The 18,970-nt window shown below is 73.5% G+C and carries 17 protein-coding genes; 4 read left to right on the top strand and 13 right to left on the bottom strand.

Translation table 11 applies throughout. The features are described 5' to 3' along the window. The 4 genes from PAI11_RS28035 to bioD all read left to right on the top strand — a co-directional run. A partial coding sequence (locus PAI11_RS28035; protein ID WP_040598615.1) for a helix-turn-helix transcriptional regulator occupies positions 1-398 on the top strand: 398 nt, incomplete at its 5' end. 175 nt (positions 399-573) lie between these two features. Then, the gene (gene bioB / locus PAI11_RS05980) at positions 574-1,776 is read left to right on the top strand and encodes a biotin synthase BioB (protein ID WP_007571939.1); all 1,203 of its coding nucleotides are present in this window, start codon (positions 574-576) and stop codon (positions 1,774-1,776) included. Between the two features lie 5 nt (positions 1,777-1,781). Continuing rightward, the gene (locus PAI11_RS05975) at positions 1,782-3,026 is read left to right on the top strand and encodes an aminotransferase class I/II-fold pyridoxal phosphate-dependent enzyme (RefSeq protein ID WP_007571937.1); all 1,245 of its coding nucleotides are present in this window, start codon (positions 1,782-1,784) and stop codon (positions 3,024-3,026) included. After that, positions 3,023-3,712 (top strand): dethiobiotin synthase, encoded by a 690-nt coding sequence (gene bioD, locus PAI11_RS05970; RefSeq protein WP_007571935.1) that lies wholly within the window; start codon positions 3,023-3,025, stop codon positions 3,710-3,712. Before PAI11_RS05975 ends, bioD begins: the two co-directional genes overlap by 4 nt. Positions 3,713-3,731: 19 nt before the next feature. Here the strand turns inward: bioD and PAI11_RS05965 are convergent, their stop codons facing one another. The 13 genes from PAI11_RS05965 to mltG all read right to left on the bottom strand — a co-directional run. Continuing rightward, on the bottom strand, positions 3,732-5,006 hold the full coding sequence (locus tag PAI11_RS05965; RefSeq protein ID WP_007571934.1) for a cytochrome P450: 1,275 nt from the start codon (positions 5,004-5,006) through the stop codon (positions 3,732-3,734). A 167-nt stretch (positions 5,007-5,173) separates the two neighbouring features. After that, on the bottom strand, positions 5,174-6,520 hold the full coding sequence (locus PAI11_RS05960) for an adenosylmethionine--8-amino-7-oxononanoate transaminase (protein ID WP_007571933.1): 1,347 nt from the start codon (positions 6,518-6,520) through the stop codon (positions 5,174-5,176). A 143-nt stretch (positions 6,521-6,663) separates the two neighbouring features. After that, a complete protein-coding gene (locus tag PAI11_RS05955) occupies positions 6,664-7,458 on the bottom strand; it encodes an ATP-binding cassette domain-containing protein (protein ID WP_040598614.1) in 795 nt (264 codons plus the stop codon). Continuing rightward, on the bottom strand, positions 7,455-8,429 hold the full coding sequence (locus PAI11_RS05950; RefSeq protein WP_007571929.1) for an amino acid ABC transporter permease: 975 nt from the start codon (positions 8,427-8,429) through the stop codon (positions 7,455-7,457). Before PAI11_RS05950 ends, PAI11_RS05955 begins: the two co-directional genes overlap by 4 nt. A 10-nt stretch (positions 8,430-8,439) precedes the next feature. Next, positions 8,440-9,354, bottom strand: coding sequence for an ABC transporter substrate-binding protein (locus PAI11_RS05945; protein ID WP_007571927.1), 915 nt, complete (start codon positions 9,352-9,354; stop codon positions 8,440-8,442). 271 nt (positions 9,355-9,625) lie between these two features. Continuing rightward, positions 9,626-10,714, bottom strand: a complete 1,089-nt coding sequence (locus PAI11_RS24005; RefSeq protein WP_007571926.1) for a ScyD/ScyE family protein — start codon at positions 10,712-10,714, stop codon at positions 9,626-9,628. A gap of 74 nt (positions 10,715-10,788) precedes the next feature. Then, on the bottom strand, positions 10,789-11,427 hold the full coding sequence (locus PAI11_RS05935; protein ID WP_040598613.1) for a GTP cyclohydrolase II: 639 nt from the start codon (positions 11,425-11,427) through the stop codon (positions 10,789-10,791). Between the two features lie 2 nt (positions 11,428-11,429). Then, positions 11,430-12,503, bottom strand: a complete 1,074-nt coding sequence (locus tag PAI11_RS05930) for an LLM class flavin-dependent oxidoreductase (protein ID WP_007571921.1) — start codon at positions 12,501-12,503, stop codon at positions 11,430-11,432. Positions 12,504-12,661: 158 nt separating this feature from the next. After that, positions 12,662-13,870 carry a type II secretion system F family protein gene (locus PAI11_RS05925; protein WP_007571919.1) on the bottom strand — a complete coding sequence of 403 codons (1,209 nt, stop codon included), beginning with the start codon at positions 13,868-13,870 and terminating at the stop codon, positions 12,662-12,664. 4 nt (positions 13,871-13,874) lie between these two features. After that, on the bottom strand, positions 13,875-15,029 hold the full coding sequence (locus PAI11_RS05920; protein ID WP_007571917.1) for a type IV pilus twitching motility protein PilT: 1,155 nt from the start codon (positions 15,027-15,029) through the stop codon (positions 13,875-13,877). 83 nt (positions 15,030-15,112) lie between these two features. Next, on the bottom strand, positions 15,113-16,864 hold the full coding sequence (locus PAI11_RS05915; protein ID WP_050897131.1) for a GspE/PulE family protein: 1,752 nt from the start codon (positions 16,862-16,864) through the stop codon (positions 15,113-15,115). Between the two features lie 82 nt (positions 16,865-16,946). Continuing rightward, positions 16,947-17,807, bottom strand: a complete 861-nt coding sequence (locus tag PAI11_RS05910; RefSeq protein ID WP_007571914.1) for a shikimate dehydrogenase family protein — start codon at positions 17,805-17,807, stop codon at positions 16,947-16,949. Further along, on the bottom strand, positions 17,804-18,970 hold a 1,167-nt coding region (gene mltG, locus PAI11_RS05905; RefSeq protein ID WP_040598611.1), incomplete at its 5' end, for an endolytic transglycosylase MltG. The genes PAI11_RS05910 and mltG, both read right to left, overlap by 4 nt.

The raw sequence follows: 18,970 nt of genomic DNA, 5'->3' as shown, positions 1-18,970 counted from the left end.
GCGACCGCGCGCTGCAGGCCGAGGTCCGGGTCGAGCTGGGCGCCGCGCTGCGGCGCACCGGCCAGCGGGCCGACGCCTCGGCCATCCTCACCGACGCCCTCGACCGGGCCGCCCGCTGCGGGGCCCAGCGGCTGGCCGGCCAGGTCCGCGACGAGCTGCGGCTGCTCGGCCGCCGCCCCCGTCGCGACGTCCTGCGCGGGGTCGACGCGCTGACGCCGTCCGAGCTGCGGGTGGTCCGCCTGGCCGCCGACGGCCTGACCAACCGCCAGATCGCGCAGCGGCTGTTCGTGACGGTCAAGACGGTCGAGAAGCACCTCGGCGGCGCCTACCCGAAGCTCGGGGTCAGCGGCCGCCCGGGGCTCGCCGAGGCGCTCGACTCGGTCGCCCGCCCGGCCTGAGCAGGCGGCCCGCGCCCCCGTCGGCGTTCCGCCCGCCACCCCCCGGGCGGGGGCCGGGCGGGGACGGCGCGCGGATCGCGGACCCTCGCGGGATAGGATTCGCGGCCACCTCGGCACGCGGAGGCACCCGCCCCGCAAGCCGCTCTTCGTCGGACGAACCCCTGGAGCAACGACCATGGCGCCGCTGATCACTCGTGAAGAAGCCCTGCGCCTGGGCCAGCTGACCGATCGCGAGCAGATCCTCGCCCTCGTCGAGCGGGCCTGGGAGGCACGTCAGGAGCAGTTCGGCGACGCCACCGACATGTGCTCGCTGGTCAACGCCAAATCCGGCGGCTGCGCCGAGGACTGCGGGTTCTGCGCCCAGTCGCGGTTCGCCGAGGCCGAGACGCCGATGCACGCGATGATGGAGCCCGAGCAGATGCTCGAGCATGCCCGCGCCGCCGAGGCCGCCGGCGCCCACCGCTTCTGCATGGTCACCCAGGGCCAGGGGCTCTCCAACCGCGACTTCGAGAAGCTGCTCGAGGGCGCCCGGCTGGTCACCGAGCACACCAACCTCAAGCGCTGCGCCTCGGTCGGCCACATCAACGGCAAGCGCGCCAAGCAGCTCAAGGAGGCGGGGATCAACCGCGTCCACCACAACGTCGAGACGGCCAGGTCCTACTACCCCGAGGTCTCTTCGACCGTCCGCTACGAGGGCCGCCTGCGGACCGTCGACGCGGTCCGCGAGGCCGGCCTGGAGACCTGCGTCGGCGGGATCCTGAACCTCGGCGAGTCCGAGCAGCAGCGGGTCGAGATGGCCTTCGAGCTGGCCGAGATCGATCCGACCTCGGTGCCGATCAACCTGCTCAACCCGCGTCCGGGCACGAAGTTCGGCGACCGCGACCACATGGACCCGTGGGACGCCATCAAGTGGGTGGCGATCTTCCGCCTGGTGCTGCCCAACGCGCTGCTGCGGCTCTGCGGCGGCCGCTCCGAGAACCTCAGGGAGTGGCAGCAGATGGCCGTCAAGGCCGGGCTCAACGGCGTGATGATGGGCAACTTCCTGACGACGCTGAACACCGACCCGGCCGACGATCGCGAGATGTTCGCCGAGCTCGGCCTGAACATCGCGCGCCAGCGCGACAACGGCGCCAACCCGCGTCCCGACAACCGCTCGGGCCGGCTGGCCGGCGAGACGCCCGACGTCGTCGAGCAGTACCTCGACAACCCCGCCGACGCGGCGGCCGCCGGGATCACGATCCGCCAGTGGGACCCGTCGACGCAGCTGCGCTACGTGGCCAAGGAGAAGCGCGTCCCGCCGCGCCCCGACGGCGCGCCGAACCGCTGGCCCGAGCGTGACGCGGAGCCGACGCCGTCGGCTCCGGGGCTCGCGGTCTGAGCCCGATGGGCCGGCCGGCCGACGGCGACCCCGTCCTGCGCGCCCGCCTCGACGCGCTGGCCGACGACGGGCTGCTGCGGCGGCTGCGGACGCTCGAGGGACCGGTCGGCCCGCGGGCGACCGTCGACGGGCGCGAGCTGCTGCTGCTCTGCGGCAACGACTACCTGGGCCTGGCGGGCCACCGCGAGGTCCGCGAGGGCGCCGCCGCGGCCGCCCTCGCCCACGGCGGCGGCGCCGGCTCGTCGCGGTTGATCTCCGGCACGCTGACGATCCACGAGCAGCTGGAGCACGAGCTGGCCGCCTTCGAGGGGACCGACGCGGCGCTGCTCTTCGGTGCCGGCTACCTGGCCAACGTCGGCGTCGTCGGCGCCCTCGGCGAGCGCGGCGGCGTGGTCGCCAGCGACGCCCTCAACCACGCCTCGATCATCGACGGCGTGCGGCTCTCGGGCGCCGAGCGGCTGGTCTACCGTCACGGCGACTGGGAGCATCTCGACCACGAGCTGGCGGCGCGACGAGGTCCCTCCCGCCCCCCGGCGCTGGTGATCACCGACGGCGTCTTCTCGATGGACGGCGACGTCGCGCCGCTCGCCGAGCTGGTGGAGGTCTGCCGCCGCCACGGCGCGCGGCTGGTCGTCGACGAGGCGCACGGCACCGGCTGCCTCGGCCCCGGCGGTCGCGGCGCGGTCGCCGCGGCCGGGCTCGAGGGCGAGGTCGACGCGATCGTCGGCACCCTCGGCAAGGCGCTGGGCGCCAGCGGCGCCTACGTCGCCGCCCACCGCGACGTCCGCGACTGGCTCGTGAACCGCGCCCGGACCGTGATCTTCTCGACCGCGCCGGCGCCCGCCGCCGCCGGGGCCGCGCTGGCGGCACTGGCCGTCCTGCGCCGCGAGCCCGAGCGGGTCGACCGGCTGCGGGCCAACGCGGCGCTGATCCGCGACGAGCTGCGGGCCGCCGGCGTCGGCCTGGCCGTCCCCGGCATCCGCGCCGACCGGGTCGACCCCGCGGTCCCGATCGTGCCCGTCGTGGTCGGCGCGGCCGAGGCCACGATGGCCGCCAGCGAGCAGCTGCTCGCCGACGGCATCTACCTGCAGGGGATCCGTCCCCCGACCGTCGCGGCGGGCACCTGCCGCCTGCGCCTGACCGTCAGCAGCGAGCACGACCCGGCCCAGCTGCGCGACGCCGCGCACCGGATCGGCCGTGCGATCGCCACCGTCGGCGGGCCGACGGGCGAGGTCGTGGCCGCCACGTGAGCGGCCTGCTCGTCACCGCGACCGACACCGAGGTCGGCAAGACGTACCTGGCCGCCGCGATCTGCGCCGCGCTGGTTCGCTCCGGTGCCCGCGTGGTGGCGCACAAGCCGGTGGTGACCGGCCTCGACGACCCGGTCCCCGCGGGGCTTCGCGACCACGAGCTGCTGGCGGCCTGCACCGGCCAGCGCCCCGAGCAGGTCAGCCCGCTGCGGTTCGGTCCCCCGGTCTCCCCCCACCTCGCGGCCGAGCGCGCCGGCGCGCCGCTGACGCGCGAGTCCCTGGTAGACGCGGCCCGCGGCGCCTCCGGGCCCGGCGAGACGCTGGTCGTCGAGGGGATCGGCGGGCTGCTCGTGCCGTTCACCCGCGAGGGCTACGACGTGCGGGCGTTCGCGGTCGACCTCGGCCTGCCGCTGGTGGTGGCGGCGCGCCCGGGCCTGGGGACGATCAGCCACACCCGCCTGACGGTCGAGGCCGCGCGCGCCGCCGGGCTCGACGTGCGCGCGGTCGTCCTGACGCCGTGGACCGACGGCGACCCGCTGGCCGATGACAACCGGCGGACGCTCGCCGCGCTGCTGGCCGACGTCCCGGTCCACCTGCTGCCGGCGACGACGCCGACGCCGGCCGCGCTGGCCGACGCCGCCGCCGGGCTGCCGGTCGGCGACTGGCTCGGGCCGGCCCGAGCCTGAGCCCGGCCGAGCCGGCGCCTCAGCCGGCCGGCGTCCAGGTCACGTGCAGGTGCCGCATCTGGCGCAGGACCAGGCTCTGCCAGATCCCGTGATCCTGGTCCGGCACCAGCCGCAGGTCGGGCAGTCGGTCGAGCAGGGCGTTGGTCGTGATCTCGTACTGCAGCCGCATCAGCGGCGCCCCCAGGCAGAAGTGGGTGCCGCGCCCGAAGGTCAGATGGCGAGGCGCCGGGTCGCGGCGCGGGTCGAGGGTGGCGGCGTGCGGGCACAGCGACTCGTCGCGGCTGCCGGCGGCGTAGAGCAGCAGCAGCCGCGAGCCGGCCGGGATCGGGACCCCGCCGACCTCGACGTCCTCGCGGGCGGTCCGGATCATCGCGTGGGAGACCGAGTCGAAGCGCGTCGACTCCTCCAGGAACGGCAGCACCAGGCTCCGGTCCTCCCGCAGCTGCTCCCAGGCGCCGTGCTCGAGGGCCAGCTTCCAGGTGTTGGCCAGCAGCGCCGTCGTCGACTCGTGACCAGCGGACAGCATCGACGCGCCGATCGCCATCACCAGCTCGTGCAGCGTCAGCGCCTCGCCGTCGGCCTCGACCGCGACCAGGTAGCTGGTCAGGTCGTCCTGCGGGTTCTCGCGCCGGTCCTCGATCAGGCGTACGCAGTACTGCTGGAACTCCAGCACGCCGTTGGCCATCTCGACCTGCTGCTCCGGCGGGACCTGCTCGAAGGCCAGCTGCTGCCAGTCGGCGCTCCAGCGCTTGATCTTCCAGACGTCCTCGTGCGGGACCCCCATCACGCCCAGGATCACGTGGACCGGCAGCGGGTAGGCCAGCTGCTGGACCAGGTCCGCGCGGCCGTCGGCGACGAACGCGTCGACGAGCGTCTCGGTCCTGTCGCGGATGAACGGCGCCATCGACGCGATCCGCTTGGACGTGAAGCCGCGGTTGGTCAGCCGCCGCAGGCGGGTGTGCTCCGGCGGGTCCATGCCGAGCAGCACGTGGCGGGTGTCGAAGCCGCGGGCGAGGACCTCGCGCGCCTCGTCGGTCAGGTGCGTGCCGCTGCCGAGCATGTCGCGGTTGGAGAACCGCGCCGGGTCCTTCAGCACCCCCGAGATGTCGTCGTAGCGGCTCACCAGCCACATGTCGAGCATCGGGCTGTAGGTGACGGGCTCCTCGCGGCGGAGCCGCTCGAAGAACGGGTGCGGGTCCGTCATGTGCGGGCCGGCGAAGGGCTGGTATTGGCTGCCCAGCGACCGGCCCTCGGTCGCGTCCTGCTGGTCGGTGAATGTGGGACTGCTGGTCATCGGCGCAGATGTCTCCTGGGGGATCGTGGAACCGCCCGCGGCGGCGAACGGCCGCGGCGACGCTAGGTGCCCGAGGTCCTCCCGTCAGTACCGGCGTGGTGCCGCTGCGGTGCCACCTCCGCCGGAACCGCGCCCGCTGGCGAGGGCCATCGGCGATCCCGCCGCGCTCAGCCGCAGGCGGTAGCCGCCGCCACGATCGCCGCCGCGATCTCGGCCGTCTCGGCCGCCGTGCACGGGTAGGGCGGCATCGCGTAGACCAGGTCGCGGAACGGCCGCAGCCAGACCCCGGCGGCCAGCGCGGCATCGGTGGCGGCCGCGATGTCGACCGGGCGGTCGAGCTGGACGACGCCGATCGCCCCCAGCACGCGGACATCGACGACGTGCTCCAGCGCCGCCGCCGGGGCGAGCCCCGTCCGCAGCCCGTCCCCGATCCGCGCGACGTCGCGCGCCCAGTCGCGCTCCAGCAGCAGGTCGATGCTGGCCGCCGCGACGGTCGCCGCCAGCGGGTTGGCCATGAAGGTCGGGCCGTGCATCAGGACCCCCGCCTCGCCGCGGCCGATCTCCGCCGCCAGCGCGTCGGTGCAGAGGACCGCGGCGAGCGTCAGGTAGCCGCCCGTCAGGGCCTTGCCGACCGCCATCACGTCCGGCGCCACGCCGGCGTGCTCGCAGGCGAACAGCGCGCCGCTGCGGCCGAAGCCGGTCGCGATCTCGTCGAGCACCAGCAGCAGGTCGTGCTCGTCGCACAGCTCCCGCAGCACCCGCAGGTAGGCGGGGTTGTGAAAGCGCATCCCGCCCGCCCCCTGGACCACCGGCTCGACCACGATCGCCGCCAGCTCGCCGGCGTGCGCGGCCACGGTCGCCCGCAGGTGCGCGACATAGCTGGGATCGGGCGGCGCGTCGAACCCGGGCGGCGGCGGATCGCAGAAGACGTGCTGCGGCAGCACCGGCGCGAACAGGTGGTGCATCCCGCCGACGGGATCGCAGACGGCCATCGCCCCGAAGGTGTCGCCGTGGTAGCCCCCGCGCCAGGTCAGCAGCCGGTGACGCTGCGGCCGCCCGCGCGAGATCTCGCGCTGGAGCGCCAGCTTGATCGCCACCTCCATCGCCACCGACCCCGAGTCGGCCAGGAACACGCGCCGCAGCGGCTCGGGGGTCAGCGCGACCAGCCGCGCCGCCAGCCGGACGGCCGGCTCGTGCGTCAGCCCGCCGAACATCACGTGGCTCATCCGCTCCAGCTGCCCGCGGGCGGCGGCGTCGAGCTCGGGCACGCGGTAGCCGTGGATCGCGGCCCACCACGACGACATCCCGTCGATCACGGTCCGGCCGTCGGCCAGCTGCAGCCGGACGCCGTCGGCGCCGGTCACGACCGGCAGCGGCTGCTCGCGATCCGGCGGCGCGTAGGGATGCCAGAGGTGCGCCCGGTCCAGCCGCCCGATCGCCGCGCCGTCGAGCGGCCCGCTGCCGCACGCGGCAGCGAGGTCGGCGGAGCCCACGGCGGTCGGTTCGCTGGCCATCGCCACCGATCATGCTGGACCGCGGCGGTCCGCGGCTGCCCGGCCGGTCGCGGGGCACCCGTTCGGCGGCACCGGTTGGCGATCGTTGCCCACCGGACAACGTTCGCCAACCGCCCGCGGGACGCCGCCCCGCCCCGCCCGCTTCAGAGCACCTTCGAGAGGAACGCCTTGGTCCGCTCGTGCTGCGGCGCGTCGAGCACCGCCGCCGGCGGACCGGACTCGACCACGACCCCGTCGTCCATGAAGACGACGGTGTCGGCGACCTCGCGGGCGAAGCCGATCTCGTGGGTCACGACGACCATCGTCATCCCGTCGCGGGCCAGATCGCGCATCACGTCGAGGACGTCGCCGACCAGCTCCGGGTCGAGCGCCGAGGTCGGCTCGTCGAAGAGCATCAGCTTCGGCTCCATCGCCAGCGCGCGGGCGATCGCGACGCGCTGCTGCTGCCCGCCCGAGAGCTGGGCCGGGTAGGCGTCGCCGCGGTCGCCGAGCCCGACCCGATCCAGCAGCGCCTGGGCGCGGGTGCTCGCCTCGCGGCGCGGCAGCCCGCGGACCAGCACCGGCGCCTCGGCGATGTTCTCCAGCGCGGTCCGGTGCGGGAACAGGTTGAAGCGCTGGAAGACCATCCCGATCTCGGCCCGCCGGCGGACGACCTCCTTCTCGCGCAGCTCGTGGAGCTTGCCGCCCTGCTCGCGGTAGCCGACCAGCTGCCCGTCGACGGCCAGCCGGCCGCCGTTGATCCGCTCCAGGTGGTTGATGCAGCGCAGGAAGGTCGACTTGCCCGACCCGGACGGGCCGAGCAGGCAGACGACCTCGCCGCGCCCGACCTCGAGCGTGATCCCCTTCAGGACCTCGACCAGGCCGAAGCGCTTGCGGACGCCCTCGGCGAGGACCATCGGCCCATCCGTGGCGGGGGCCGTGGTGTGCTGGTCGCTCATGCCCCGAACCCCCCGCCGGTGTTGCGCTGGGCGAGCGGCAGCGCCGGTCTCCCCCGCTGGATCGTCAGGCTGCGGCGCAACCGTTGCCACGGCGTCAGCGGCAGCTCGCGCGCGTGGCCGCGGCCGAAGCGGCGCTCGATGTAGTACTGCCCGATCGAGAGGATCGTGGTGAACAGCAGGTACCAGATCATCACCACGATCAGCAGCGGGATCTGCTTGTAGTTGACGGAGTAGATCAGCTGCGCCGCGTAGAGCAGCTCGGGCAGCGCGATCACGCTGACCAGCGACGTCGTCTTGAGCATCGCGATCGTCTCGTTGCCGGTCGGCGGCACGATCACGCGCATCGCCTGCGGCAGCACGATCCGGCGCATCGTCTGGGCGCGGGTCATGCCCAGCGCCTGCGCGGCCTCCGACTGGCCCTCGTCGACCGACAGGATCCCCGCCCGCACGATCTCGGCCATGTAGGCGCCCTCGTTGAGCGCCAGCGCCAGCGAGGCCGCGACGAAGGTCGTGATCAGCGCGTTGGCGTCACCGCCGACGATCTCGGGGCCGCCGAACGGCACCCCGAGGGTGATTCGCGGGTAGATCGAGGCGATGAAGTTCCAGGCCAGGATCTGGACCAGCAGCGGCGTCCCCCGGAAGAGCCAGATGTAGAACGCGCTGGCGCCGGCGACCAGCGGGTTCGACGACAGCCGCATCACCGCCAGCAGCACGCCCAGCACGACCCCGACGACCATCGCGATGACGGTCAGCTCGAGCGTCTTGACGAGCCCGTCGATGATCCGGCCGTCGAACAGGAAGTCGCCGACGATGCCCCACTGCAGGCGGTCGTTGGTGGCCAGCGACCAGACGGCGTTGGCCACCAGGACGGCGACCACGGCCGCCGCCAGCCACCGTCCCGGTCGCCGGACCGGGACGGCCTTGATCTCCGTCGCGTCGCCCTCGACGACCGCGGGCACGTCGCTGCTCACGCCCGCGCGCTCAGCTCTCGGCGCCGTTGATCACCGGCTCGGTGATCGCGCCCGAGTCGACGCCCCACTTCTTCAGGATCGCCGCGTACTGCGGCGAGGCGATCAGCTTCTTCAGAGCCTCCTGCAGCACCGGGGCCAGCTTCGAGCCCTTCGGCAGCGCGATCCCGTAGGGCGCGGTGCCGTACGGCTTGCCGCTCAGCTTGAACTGGCCGGCGGCCTGCTTGACCTGGTAGTCCGCGACCGGCGAATCGGCCAGCCCGACGTCGGCGCGGCCGGAGACGAGCGCCTGGTTGGCGCCGTTCTGGTCGGGGTAGGTCTGCAGGTCGAGCTTCGGCTTGCCCTCGGACGCGCACTTCTTCGCCTGCGCGGTCGAGTCGTCCTGCTGCGTGGTGCCCTTCTCGACCGCCACCTTGTGACCGCAGAGGTCGGCCAGCGTGTTGATCGCCGGCCCGCCCTGGGCCTTGACGAAGAACGAGCTGCCGGCCACGAAGTAGGTGACGAAGTCGAACTCCTGCTCGCGCTCCTTGGTGTCGGTGAAGGACGACATGCCGATGTCGTACTTCTTCGACTTCAGGCCCGGCAGGATCGCGTCGAAGCCGGCCTTCACGTAGTCGAACTTCAGGCCCGTGATCGTCCCGAGCGCGTGGCCGATGTCGGGGTCGAGGCCGATGATCGTCTTGCCGTCGTCGGCGAGGAACTCGCTCGGGGCGTAGGTCGGGTCGGAGCCGACGGTGATCGTGCCCTTGGCCTTGACGTCCGCCGGGACCTTGGCCGCGATCGCGGGATCCAGCTGCAGCCCGGTGGCGCTCCCGCCGCCGCCCGTGCCCGTGCTGGTGGTGTCCTTCTTGTCGTCGCTGCCGCAGCCGCCGACCGCGGTCGCCAGCACCGCGGTCGCCGCCAGCGCTCGAAGGGTCCTGTTGCGCACCGTGTTCGCTCCTTTGTCGCAGGGGATGCCGCGCCGCCCGTGCCGTCCGCGGGGCCCCAGCGCCTCACGCGCACGGCGACTCGATGCGCGGGCAGTCTATGGTGCACGCCGGTGCCCGTGGGGGCCTTCTCGCCAGGGTTCGGCGCCCCAGGTTGGACAAGGGACGAAGCGCCCCCGCGCCCGGATTCGGGATGATGCGCGGCGGGATGGGACAACGCATGCGGGGCGGGCCGTTCGCGACCCGCCCCGCGTGTGCGCTTCCGGGGCGGTCCTAGTAGCCCGTGATCCGCACGACCTGTCCGCCGGCGCCGCCGAACGGACCGTCGGCCGGGGTCGATGCGGGCAGCGTCGAGTTGTTCGACACGTAGACCTCGCCCTTGCTCGACACGGCCAGGCCGGTCGGGTAGTTGAGCTTCCCGGCGCCGAGGTTCGTGCGGACGCCGTCGGGCCCCACGCGCACGACCAGGCCGCTCGGCTTCGGCGGACCGTCCTCGGACGGCGGCTCGGTCGCCAGCTCGGTCACGAACAGGCTCTTGTCGGGCCCGAAGCCGATCCCCGTGATCGTCGTGAAGCCGGTCGCGTAGACCTTCGGCTTGCCGCCGCTGGCGCGGACCCGGAAGACGCGCGCCGCGCCGGGGCCGGCGCCCTCGGCCAGCTCGCCGACGTAGACCGCGCCGTCGGGGCCCTTGGCCAGCGACGTCGGCACCGACTGCGCCTTGCCGTTCCTCGGCAGCACCGCGAAGGTCGACAGCTTGCCCTTGCGGATCTGGAGGATCGCGTTGGCGCCGGCGTCGGCGACCAGGATCCGGTCCTTCAGCGCCAGCACGGCGTAGGGGTTGGAGTTGACGTCCCCCTTCACCCCGTCGACGTTGTGCGCCTGCTCGTAGCGGTCCAGCCGGGCCAGCGTCCTGCGCTTGCCGGGAGCGACCTGGAACAGCCGCCCGACCTGGGCGCGGGCCGACGACGGCAGCGACGAGATCGCCTTGGCGGTCTCCAGCGAGGTGATCGCCGCGTAGACCTTCTTGCCGGCGACCGCGACGCCGTTGGCGCCGACGGTGAAGAGGCCCTCGTGGCCGCCGATCGAGACCAGGCCCTTGGCGACGGTCCGCTTGGCGCCGCTGGCGGTGTCGATCCGCAGGATCCGGCTGCTCAGGCCGACGCAGCTCTCCTTCTTCTTGTCGGCGCAGGTGCCACCGGACCTGCCGGCGGCGGCGACGTAGAGCGCGGAGTCGGATTGGAGCGCGAGGCCGCGCGGGTTGTCGATCCCGCTGGCGACGACCTCGACGTTCTCGGCGAGCGCCTGGGCGGGCAGCGCCAGCGCCGCGACCCCGGCGATGGACATGATCGTGGAGCGTTTCATGAGGCCCCGAGCGTAGAACCTGCCGTGGGGCCCTCCATCGGGGACCACCCCCAACGTTGCCCCAGGATCCGGGCTCAGGCCGCCCGTCCGAGCAGGCCGCCCAGATCCAGCGCGTGCCCGGTCTGCTCCGCCTTCGCCCGCAGGTAGTGGGCGTTGGCCGGGCGCAGGTGGACACCGGTGCGGTGGACCGCCTCGACCTGCAGCCCCAGCTCGCGCAGTCGCGCCGGCTTGTCGGGGTTGTTGGTCAGCAGCGCCGCCCGCCGGACGCCGAGCGCGGCGAGCATCTGGGCCGCCGCCGTGTAGTCGCGCTCGTCGTCGGCGAACTCGAGGGCCCGGTTGGCCGCGTAGGTGTCGAGGCCCTGGTCCTGGAGCGCGTAGGCGTCGAGCTTGTTGTAGAGCCCGATCCCGCGGCCCTCCTGACGCAGGTACAGCAGCCAGCCGCCGGCGTCGGTGATCCGCTCGGCGGCCTCGCGCAGCTGGGCTCCGCAGTCGCAGCGCTGCGACCCGAAGACGTCCCCGGTCAGGCACTCCGAGTGCGGGCGGACCAGCGGCACGTCGACGGCGTCGAACGCGCCGAGCCCGAGCGCCAGGTGCTCGAGCCCGTCCTCGAGCCCGGTGAAGGTGACGACCTCGGCCTCGGTCTCGTAGCCGTCGCCGAACCGCAGCGGGATCCGCACGCGGGTGCGGATCGCGGCCGGCGCCAGGCTGGGCACGCTCAGTCCCGCCCCGACCCGGTGGCGACCGCGGGCGCCGTCCTGCGGGCGACCTCGGCCCGCACGATCGGCGCGACCTCGGTGCCGAACAGCTCGATCGAGCGCAGCACGTCGGCGTGGTCGGTGGCCCCGAGGCTGAAGTGGGACATGTAGCGCTGGTGACCGAACAGCTCGTGCTGGGCGAGGATCTTCTCGGCGATCTGCTCCGGCGAGCCGACGGCCAGCGAGCCCTGCGGCGCGCGCATCGCATCGAACTGGGCGCGGGTGGTGGGCGGCCAGCCGCGCTCGCGGCCGATCTGGGTCATCGTGCCCGACCAGGCGGGGAAGAACGCCGCCGCGGCGGCGGCCTCGCTCTCGCCGATGAAGCCGTGGGTGTTGATCGCCACCGGCAGCGTCGCGGCGTCGTGCCCGGCCTGCGTCGCCGCGTCGCGGTAGAGGTCGACCAGCGGCTTGAAGCGGGCCGGCTCGCCGCCGATGATCGCGATCGTCAGCGGCAGGCCGAGGACGCCCGCGCGGATCACCGACTGCGGGGTCCCGCCGACCGCGATCCAGACCGGCAGCGGGTCCTGGACGGGACGCGGCTGGACCACGACGCCGTCCAGCGGCGCCCGGTGCCGGCCCGACCACGTCACCGGCTCGCTGCCGCGCAGGGCCAGCAGCAGCTCGAGCTTCTCGGCGAAGAGGTCGTCGTAGTCCTTGAGGTCCTGGCCGAAGAGCGGGAACGACTCGGTGAACGAGCCGCGCCCGGCCATGATCTCGGCGCGGCCGTGGGACAGCAGGTCGACGGTCGCGAACTGCTGGAAGACGCGGACCGGGTCCTCGGAGCTGAGGACGGTGACCGCGCTGCTGAGCCGGATCCGCTTGGTCACCGCCGCGGCGGCGGCGAGCACCGTCGTCGGCGACGAGACGGCGAAGTCGGGGCGGTGGTGCTCCCCCACGCCGAAGACGTCGAGGCCGACCTCGTCGGCCAGGACGATCTCCTCCAGCAGGTTCGCGAGCCGCTGCTCGGCCCCAATCGGCTGTCCGCTGCGACGGTCGCGGTAGAGGTCGGCGAAGGTGACGAGTCCGAGTTCCATGGCGGTCTGGGCGGTCGAAGATGTTGCCCGTGCAACACCTTATCGGACCGCGGTCCGTTTTCATAGACGGCCGGGCGCGAACGCGAACGGGCCCGGCGTCGTCGACGCCGGGCCCGTGGGCCATCCGGATGGCGGGATCCCCGGCGGCGCGATCGCTCCTACTTGATCGAGTCGTAGACGGAGAACAGCGGCAGGTACATCGAGATCACGATGAAGCCGACCATCGCGCCGACGACGATGATCAGCAGCGGCTCGAGGATCGCCGTCAGCGCCTTGACGGCCGCGGCGACCTCGGCCTCGTAGAAGTCCGCGATCTTGTCGAGCATCGAGTCCAGCGCGCCGGTCTCCTCGCCGACCCCGACCATGTGGGCGACCATCGGCGGGAAGATCGTCGCCTCGCGCAGCGGCGCCTGGATCGTGCCGCCGCGGCGGACGCTGGCCGAGACGTCCCCCATCGAGTCCTCGATCAGGGCGTTGCCCGACGTGCGGCCGGTGATGTCGATCGCCTGCAGCAGCGGCACGCCGGCCGCGACCAGGGTCCCGAGCGTCCGCGACCAGCGGGCGATCGCGACCTTCTGCACGATCTGGCCGATCTTGACCGGCAGCTTCAGCATCAGCCGGTCCTTGGTCCGGCGGCCGTTCTCGGTCCGGACGTACTGGCGGACGGCGAAGAAGGTCGCGACCAGGACCAGGATCATCGCCCACCACCAGCCGGTGACGATGTCGCTGAGACCGACGGTGATCTTGGTGATGAACGGCAGCTCGCTGCCGAAGTCCTCGAGGACGCCGACGAAGACCGGGACCAGGAACGCGACCAGCGCCAGCAGCACGATCAACGCGAACCCGATCACCACCACCGGGTAGACGAGCGCGCTCTTGACGGCTCGCCGCAGCTCGGCGTCCTTCTCCAGCTGGTCGGCCGCGCGGCTGAGCGCGCCCTCGAGCACGCCGCCGATCTCGCCGGCGTGGACCATCGCGACGTAGAGCCGGTTGAAGACCCGTGGGTGCTTGTCGAGCGCCTCCGACAGCGACGCGCCGCCCTCGACGTCGGTCCTGACGGTCGCCAGGACCTCGCGCAGCTTGTCCTTCTCGGTCTGCTGCTCCAGCACGGCAAGCGCCCGCAGGACGGTCATGCCGGAGCCGATCATGGTCGCGAACTGGCGGCTGAAGACCACCATGTCGCGGGCCTTGATCCGCTCGAGGAGCTTGATCTCGATGTTCCAGGCGGCGCGCTTGAGGTCGACGCTGAGCGGGATCAGGCCGCGCTGCCGGAGGACGTCGGTGACCGCGTCGGCGTTCTCGCCGTCGAGCTCGCCGCGGGCGCGGGCGCCGCGGGGGTCGAGGGCGACGTAGGCGTAGGTGCTCATCGGTTCAGATCGCCGTCAGCTCGCGGCTCTCGCCCGGGACCGGAGGCGGTGCCCCGACGCTGTCGATCCCGCCGCGCTGGGTCTGGCGCGGGTCGGTCGCCTTCTCCAGCAGCCGTCGCAGGTCGCCGGCGTCGTTGGCCCGCGACTCGGCGACCGAGCGGTCGATCTTGCCGGCGCGGACCAGCTCGACCAGCGAGGTCTCCAGCGTCTGCATGCCGTAGCGGGCACCGGTCTGGATCGAGCTGCGGATCTGGTGGGTCTTGCCCTCGCGGACGAGGTTCCGCACGGCGGCCGTCGGGATCATGATCTCCATCGCGCAGGTGCGGCCGAGGCCGTCGGCGGTCGGCAGGATCTGCTGGCAGAGGACGCCCTGGAGCGCGGCGGCCAGCTGCATCCGGATCTGGTTCTGCTGCCCGGCCGGGAAGCTGTCGATCACCCGGTCGATCGTCTGCGGGGCGTCCTGGGTGTGGAGGGTCGCGAAGACCAGGTGACCGGTCTCGGCCGCGGTCAGGGCGGTGCCCATCGTCTCCAGGTCGCGCATCTCGCCGACCAGGATCACGTCGGGATCCTGGCGCAGCGCGGCCTTGAGGGCCATCGAGAAGCTCGGCGCGTCGGTGCCCAGCTCGCGCTGGTTGACGATGCAGCCCTTGTGCGGGTGCAGGACCTCGATCGGGTCCTCGATCGTGAGGATGTGGTCGTGGCGCGACTCGTTGATCCGGTCGATCATCGCCGCCAGCGTCGTCGACTTGCCCGAGCCGGTCGGGCCGGTCACGAGCACCAGGCCGCGCGGCTTCTCGGTCAGCTCGACGAGCACCTCGGGCAGGCCCAGCTCGGCGAGGGTGCGGATCCGATCGGGGATCAGGCGCAGGGCGGCGCCGGTCGCCCCGCGCTGCTGGAAGGCGTTGACGCGGAAGCGGGCGACGCCCGGGACCGGGTAGGCGAAGTCGACCTGGCGGTCGGTCTCCAGCCGCTGCCGCTGGGTGGTCGAGAGGAGCCCGTAGACGAGCTCCCGGCAGGCTGCGACGTCCAGCGATTCCTCGCCGACCGGCTGCAACCGGCCGCGCACGCGGATCATCGGGGGGCTGCCGGCGGTGAGGTGCAGGTCCGAGGCCTCGGACTCCACCATCGCCTGCACCAGGTCGTGGAACTGGATGGGCATCTCCCCCCACCGATCGGTCCGTCACGCCCGCGACCGGACGAACCTCCCGCCGGCTGGACGAACGTCCGCCCGCGGCCGGACGCTCAGGCGTCGCCGGTGACCCGCGTGACCTCGGCCAGCGAGGTCGTCCCGGCCAGGACCTTCTGGAGGCCGTCCTCGCGCAGCCGGCGCATCCCGCCCCGCACCGCGACGCGGGTGATCTGCTCGATCGACGCGCGCTCGACGATCAGGCCGCGCATCTCCTCGTCGACGATCATCACCTCGTAGAGGCCGACGCGACCGCGGTAGCCGGTGTCGCCGCAGCGGGCGCAGCCGACCGCCTCGTAGGCCTCGACGTCGCCGTCGACCTCGAAGCCGTGGTGGCGGACGACCTCGGCCGGCAGCCGGACCTTGCGGCGGCAGGACGAGCAGAGCGTCCGCGCCAGGCGCTGGGCGACCACGCAGTCGATCGCCGAGGCGACGAGGAACGGCTCGACGCCCATCTCCAGCAGGCGGGTGATCGCCGTCGGCGCGTCGTTGGTGTGGAGCGTCGACAGCACCAGGTGGCCCGTGAGCGCCGACTCGACCGCGATCTGGGCGGTCGCAGCGTCGCGGATCTCGCCGACCATGATCACGTCGGGGTCGGCGCGCATCATCGAGCGCAGCCCGTTGGCGAACCCCATCCCGGTCCGGGCGTTGACCTGGACCTGGGTGACGCCGTCGAGCTGCCGCTCGACCGGGTCCTCGATCGTGACGATGTGGCGGTCGCTCGTGTTCAGGCGCTGCAGCGCCGCGTAGAGCGAGGTCGACTTGCCGGAGCCGGTCGGGCCGGTCGCGAGCGTCGCCCCGTAGGGCTTCTGGAACGAGCGCTCGAACCGCTCGCGGTCGCGCTGCTGCATCCCCAGCCGGTCGAGGGTGATCACGCCCTCCGCGCGGTCGAGGATCCGCAGCACCACCGACTCGCCGTGGACCGACGGCAGGGTCACGGCCCGCAGGTCGACGCGGCGGCCGTCGATCGTCAGCGTGACGCGCCCGTCCTGGGGCATCCGCCGCTCGGCGATGTCCAGGTCGGCCATCACCTTCAGGCGGCTGACGAGGCCGGGAACCAGCGCCTTGGGGACGGTGGCCGTCTCCTGCAGCACCCCGTCGATCCGGAAGCGGACCCGCATCCCGTGCTGCATCGGGGCGAAGTGGACGTCCGACGCGCGCCGCTCGATCGCCTGCGCCAGCACGGTGTTGACCAGGTTGATCACCGGCGCGTCCTCGGCACCGGCGCGGATGTCGAGCAGCTCGGCGCCCTCCTCGACCACCGCCTGGTCGGGCGTCGCCTGCTTGACCGCGTCGTCGAGCCGCGTCATCGACGCCAGCCGTGCCTGGACGTCCTCGCGCGCGGCGACGGCCAGTCGCACCGGGCCGCGGGTCAGCATCTCGAGGTCCTCGGCGATCAGCGTGTTGCTGGGATCGGCGACCGCGATCAGCAGTGCGTCCCCGAGCTGGGCGATCGGCACCGCCTGGTAGGTGCGGGCGTCGTCGGCCCCGAGCTTGGTCAGCACCGCCGGGTCGGGCTGGACGTGCGCCAGGTCGAGGTGGTCGAGCCCGTGGCGGTCGGCCAGGGCGCGGGCGACCTGATCGGCGCTGGCGACCCGCAGCTCGACGATCGCGCGGTCGAGGGCCAGCCCGCGCTCGCGCGCGGTGACGACCGCGTCGGAGATCTGCAGCTCGTCGACCCCGCGGGCGATCAGGACCTCGGTCAGCGGCCGGCCGGCCAGCTCGGGCCGGGGCGCGGTCAGCGCCCGTTCCAGCGGGACGTTGCCGTGCGGCTCCTCGACGGGGGCCTCGTCCGCTCGTTGCTGCACAACAGGATGATCCAGCACGGTCCGTCCTGTATCGGCCGACGGCGGCCGAACCGTGAATCCGGAACGGCCGTCCGGCCGTCGATCAGGCCGAGAAGGCACGGGCGGCGGCGTCCATCGTGGGGCGCGGGGCCGGGCGGCCCGTCCAGCGCTCGAGGCTGCGAGCACCCTGGGCGACGAGGATCGCGAGGCCGTCGACCGTCCGCGCCCCGGCCGCCGCGGCGGCATCCAGCAGCGGCGTGCCACCGGGGCGGTAGACGAGGTCCGCCACCAGCGGGTAGCCGACCAGGTCGGCCGCGGCCAGCGGCAGCAGCTCGAAGGTCGCCTGGGGGTCGTGGAGCCCGACCGCGGTGCAGTTGACGAGGACGTCGGCCGGCGCGGCCGTGGCGACGGCGTCGATCCCCAGGTCGTCGGCCAGCTCGCGAGCCCGCGCGGCGGTCCGGTTCCAGACCGCGACCCGCGCGCAGCCGGCCTCGCGCAGGGCCCAGGCGCAGGCGCGAGCGCTGCCACCGGCGCCGAGCACCAGCGCGGTGCGCCCCGCCAGCGGCGCCTCGAGGGCGTCCAGCAGCCCCGGAGCGTCGGTGTTGTCGGCCTCGAGCGTCCCGTCGTCCAGCAGCGTCAGCGTGTTCGCCGCGCCGATCTCACGGGCCGCGTCGGTCGCCCGGTCGGCGACCGCGAGCGCGTCGTGCTTGTGGGGGATCGTCACGTTGGCGCCGGCGAAGCCACCGCCGGGAAGCGCGACGATCGCCTCGCGGATCGCGTCCGGCGGCACCGGCAGGGCCTGGTAGGACCAGTGGCCGAGGCCGAGCTCGTCCAGCGCCGCGCCCTGCATCGCGGGCGAGCGGCTGTGGGCCACCGGCCACCCGAGCACGCCGAGCCGCCAGCCGCGCGCGGGGTCGGCGACCCCGACCGGCCGCGCCGTGACCGCGTTCGCCGTTTCGCTCACCGGCGCTTGCAGCCGGTCGCGTCCGCCGGGTCCCCGCCGACCCGCTTGCGCTCCTGCTCGTAGTACGCCTGGTCGCGCGCGAAGCCCTCCGCGGTGGCGGAGAAGTTGTGCCGGCCGTTGCCGCACGGGCGGACGACGTAGTAGACGGCGTTCGACCGCGCCGGGTTGGCGGCCGCCTGGATCGACGCCAGGCCGGGGTTGCCGATCGGCGTCGGCGGCAAACCCTTGGTGCGGCGGGTGTTGTAGGGACCGGGTCGGTCCAGCTCGCTCTGGCGCAGCGGACGCGACCAGTTGCGCTCGGCGTAGCGGATCGTCGCGTCGATCCCGAGGAACATGTCGGTCCGCAGGCGGTTGTAGATCACCGCCGCGACCAGCCGCCGCTCCGCCGGCACGCGGACCTCGCGCTCGATCATCGAGGCGATGATCAGCACGTCGTAGCGGGTCAGCTTGGCCTTGCGGGCGCGCCGCATGCTGACCGAGCCGATCTGCTTGCGGAAGCTGGCCACCTGCTCGGCGACCAGCGACGACGCCGTCGCGGTGCCGCGCTGCAGCTCGTACGTGGCCGGGAAGAGGAAGCCCTCGAGGCCCTTGATCCGGCGCGGCTGTCCATAGCGGCGGGGGTCGAAGTCGCGCGAGCGGGCGGACGCCGACAGGTAGTCGCCGCGGATCCCGGCCTTGCGCACGACGGCCGCAGTCTCGCGACGCGAGAGGCCCTCCGGGATGCTGACCCGGATCACCGGCGGCGGCAGCGGGTCCTTCTGCAGCGCGTCGATCGCGGCGCCGTAGGACATGTCGTGCTTCATCTCGACGGTGCCGGCGCGCAGGGCGCCACCGGCACCGCTGATCCGCGCCCGCAGCGAGAAGACGGCGGCGTGGCTGATCACGCCCTTCTTCTCGAGCAGCTTGCCGATGTCGTCGACCGACGACCCGGGCGGGATCACGACCGCGACCCGGCCGGACCCGTCGCCCTTGAAGGGCTCGAAGACGACGTAGGCCGCGACCAGCAGCAGCGCGATCACGATCAGGACCAGCAGCGCCGCGATCCGCGAGACCCCGCGGCGGGCCGGCGCGGTCCGCTGGCCGACGACGGTCGCCGGCGGCTTGCCCGCGGCGGCGGCGGCGCGGCGGGCAGGCCGCGACGACGGCGGCGGGTCGTGGTCGAA

The sequence above is a fragment of the Patulibacter medicamentivorans genome (assembly GCF_000240225.1).
GTDB classification, from domain to species: domain Bacteria; phylum Actinomycetota; class Thermoleophilia; order Solirubrobacterales; family Solirubrobacteraceae; genus Patulibacter; species Patulibacter medicamentivorans.
Note: the sequence above shows the minus strand (reverse complement) of the source record. Positions and strands in the feature narration are given on the sequence as shown.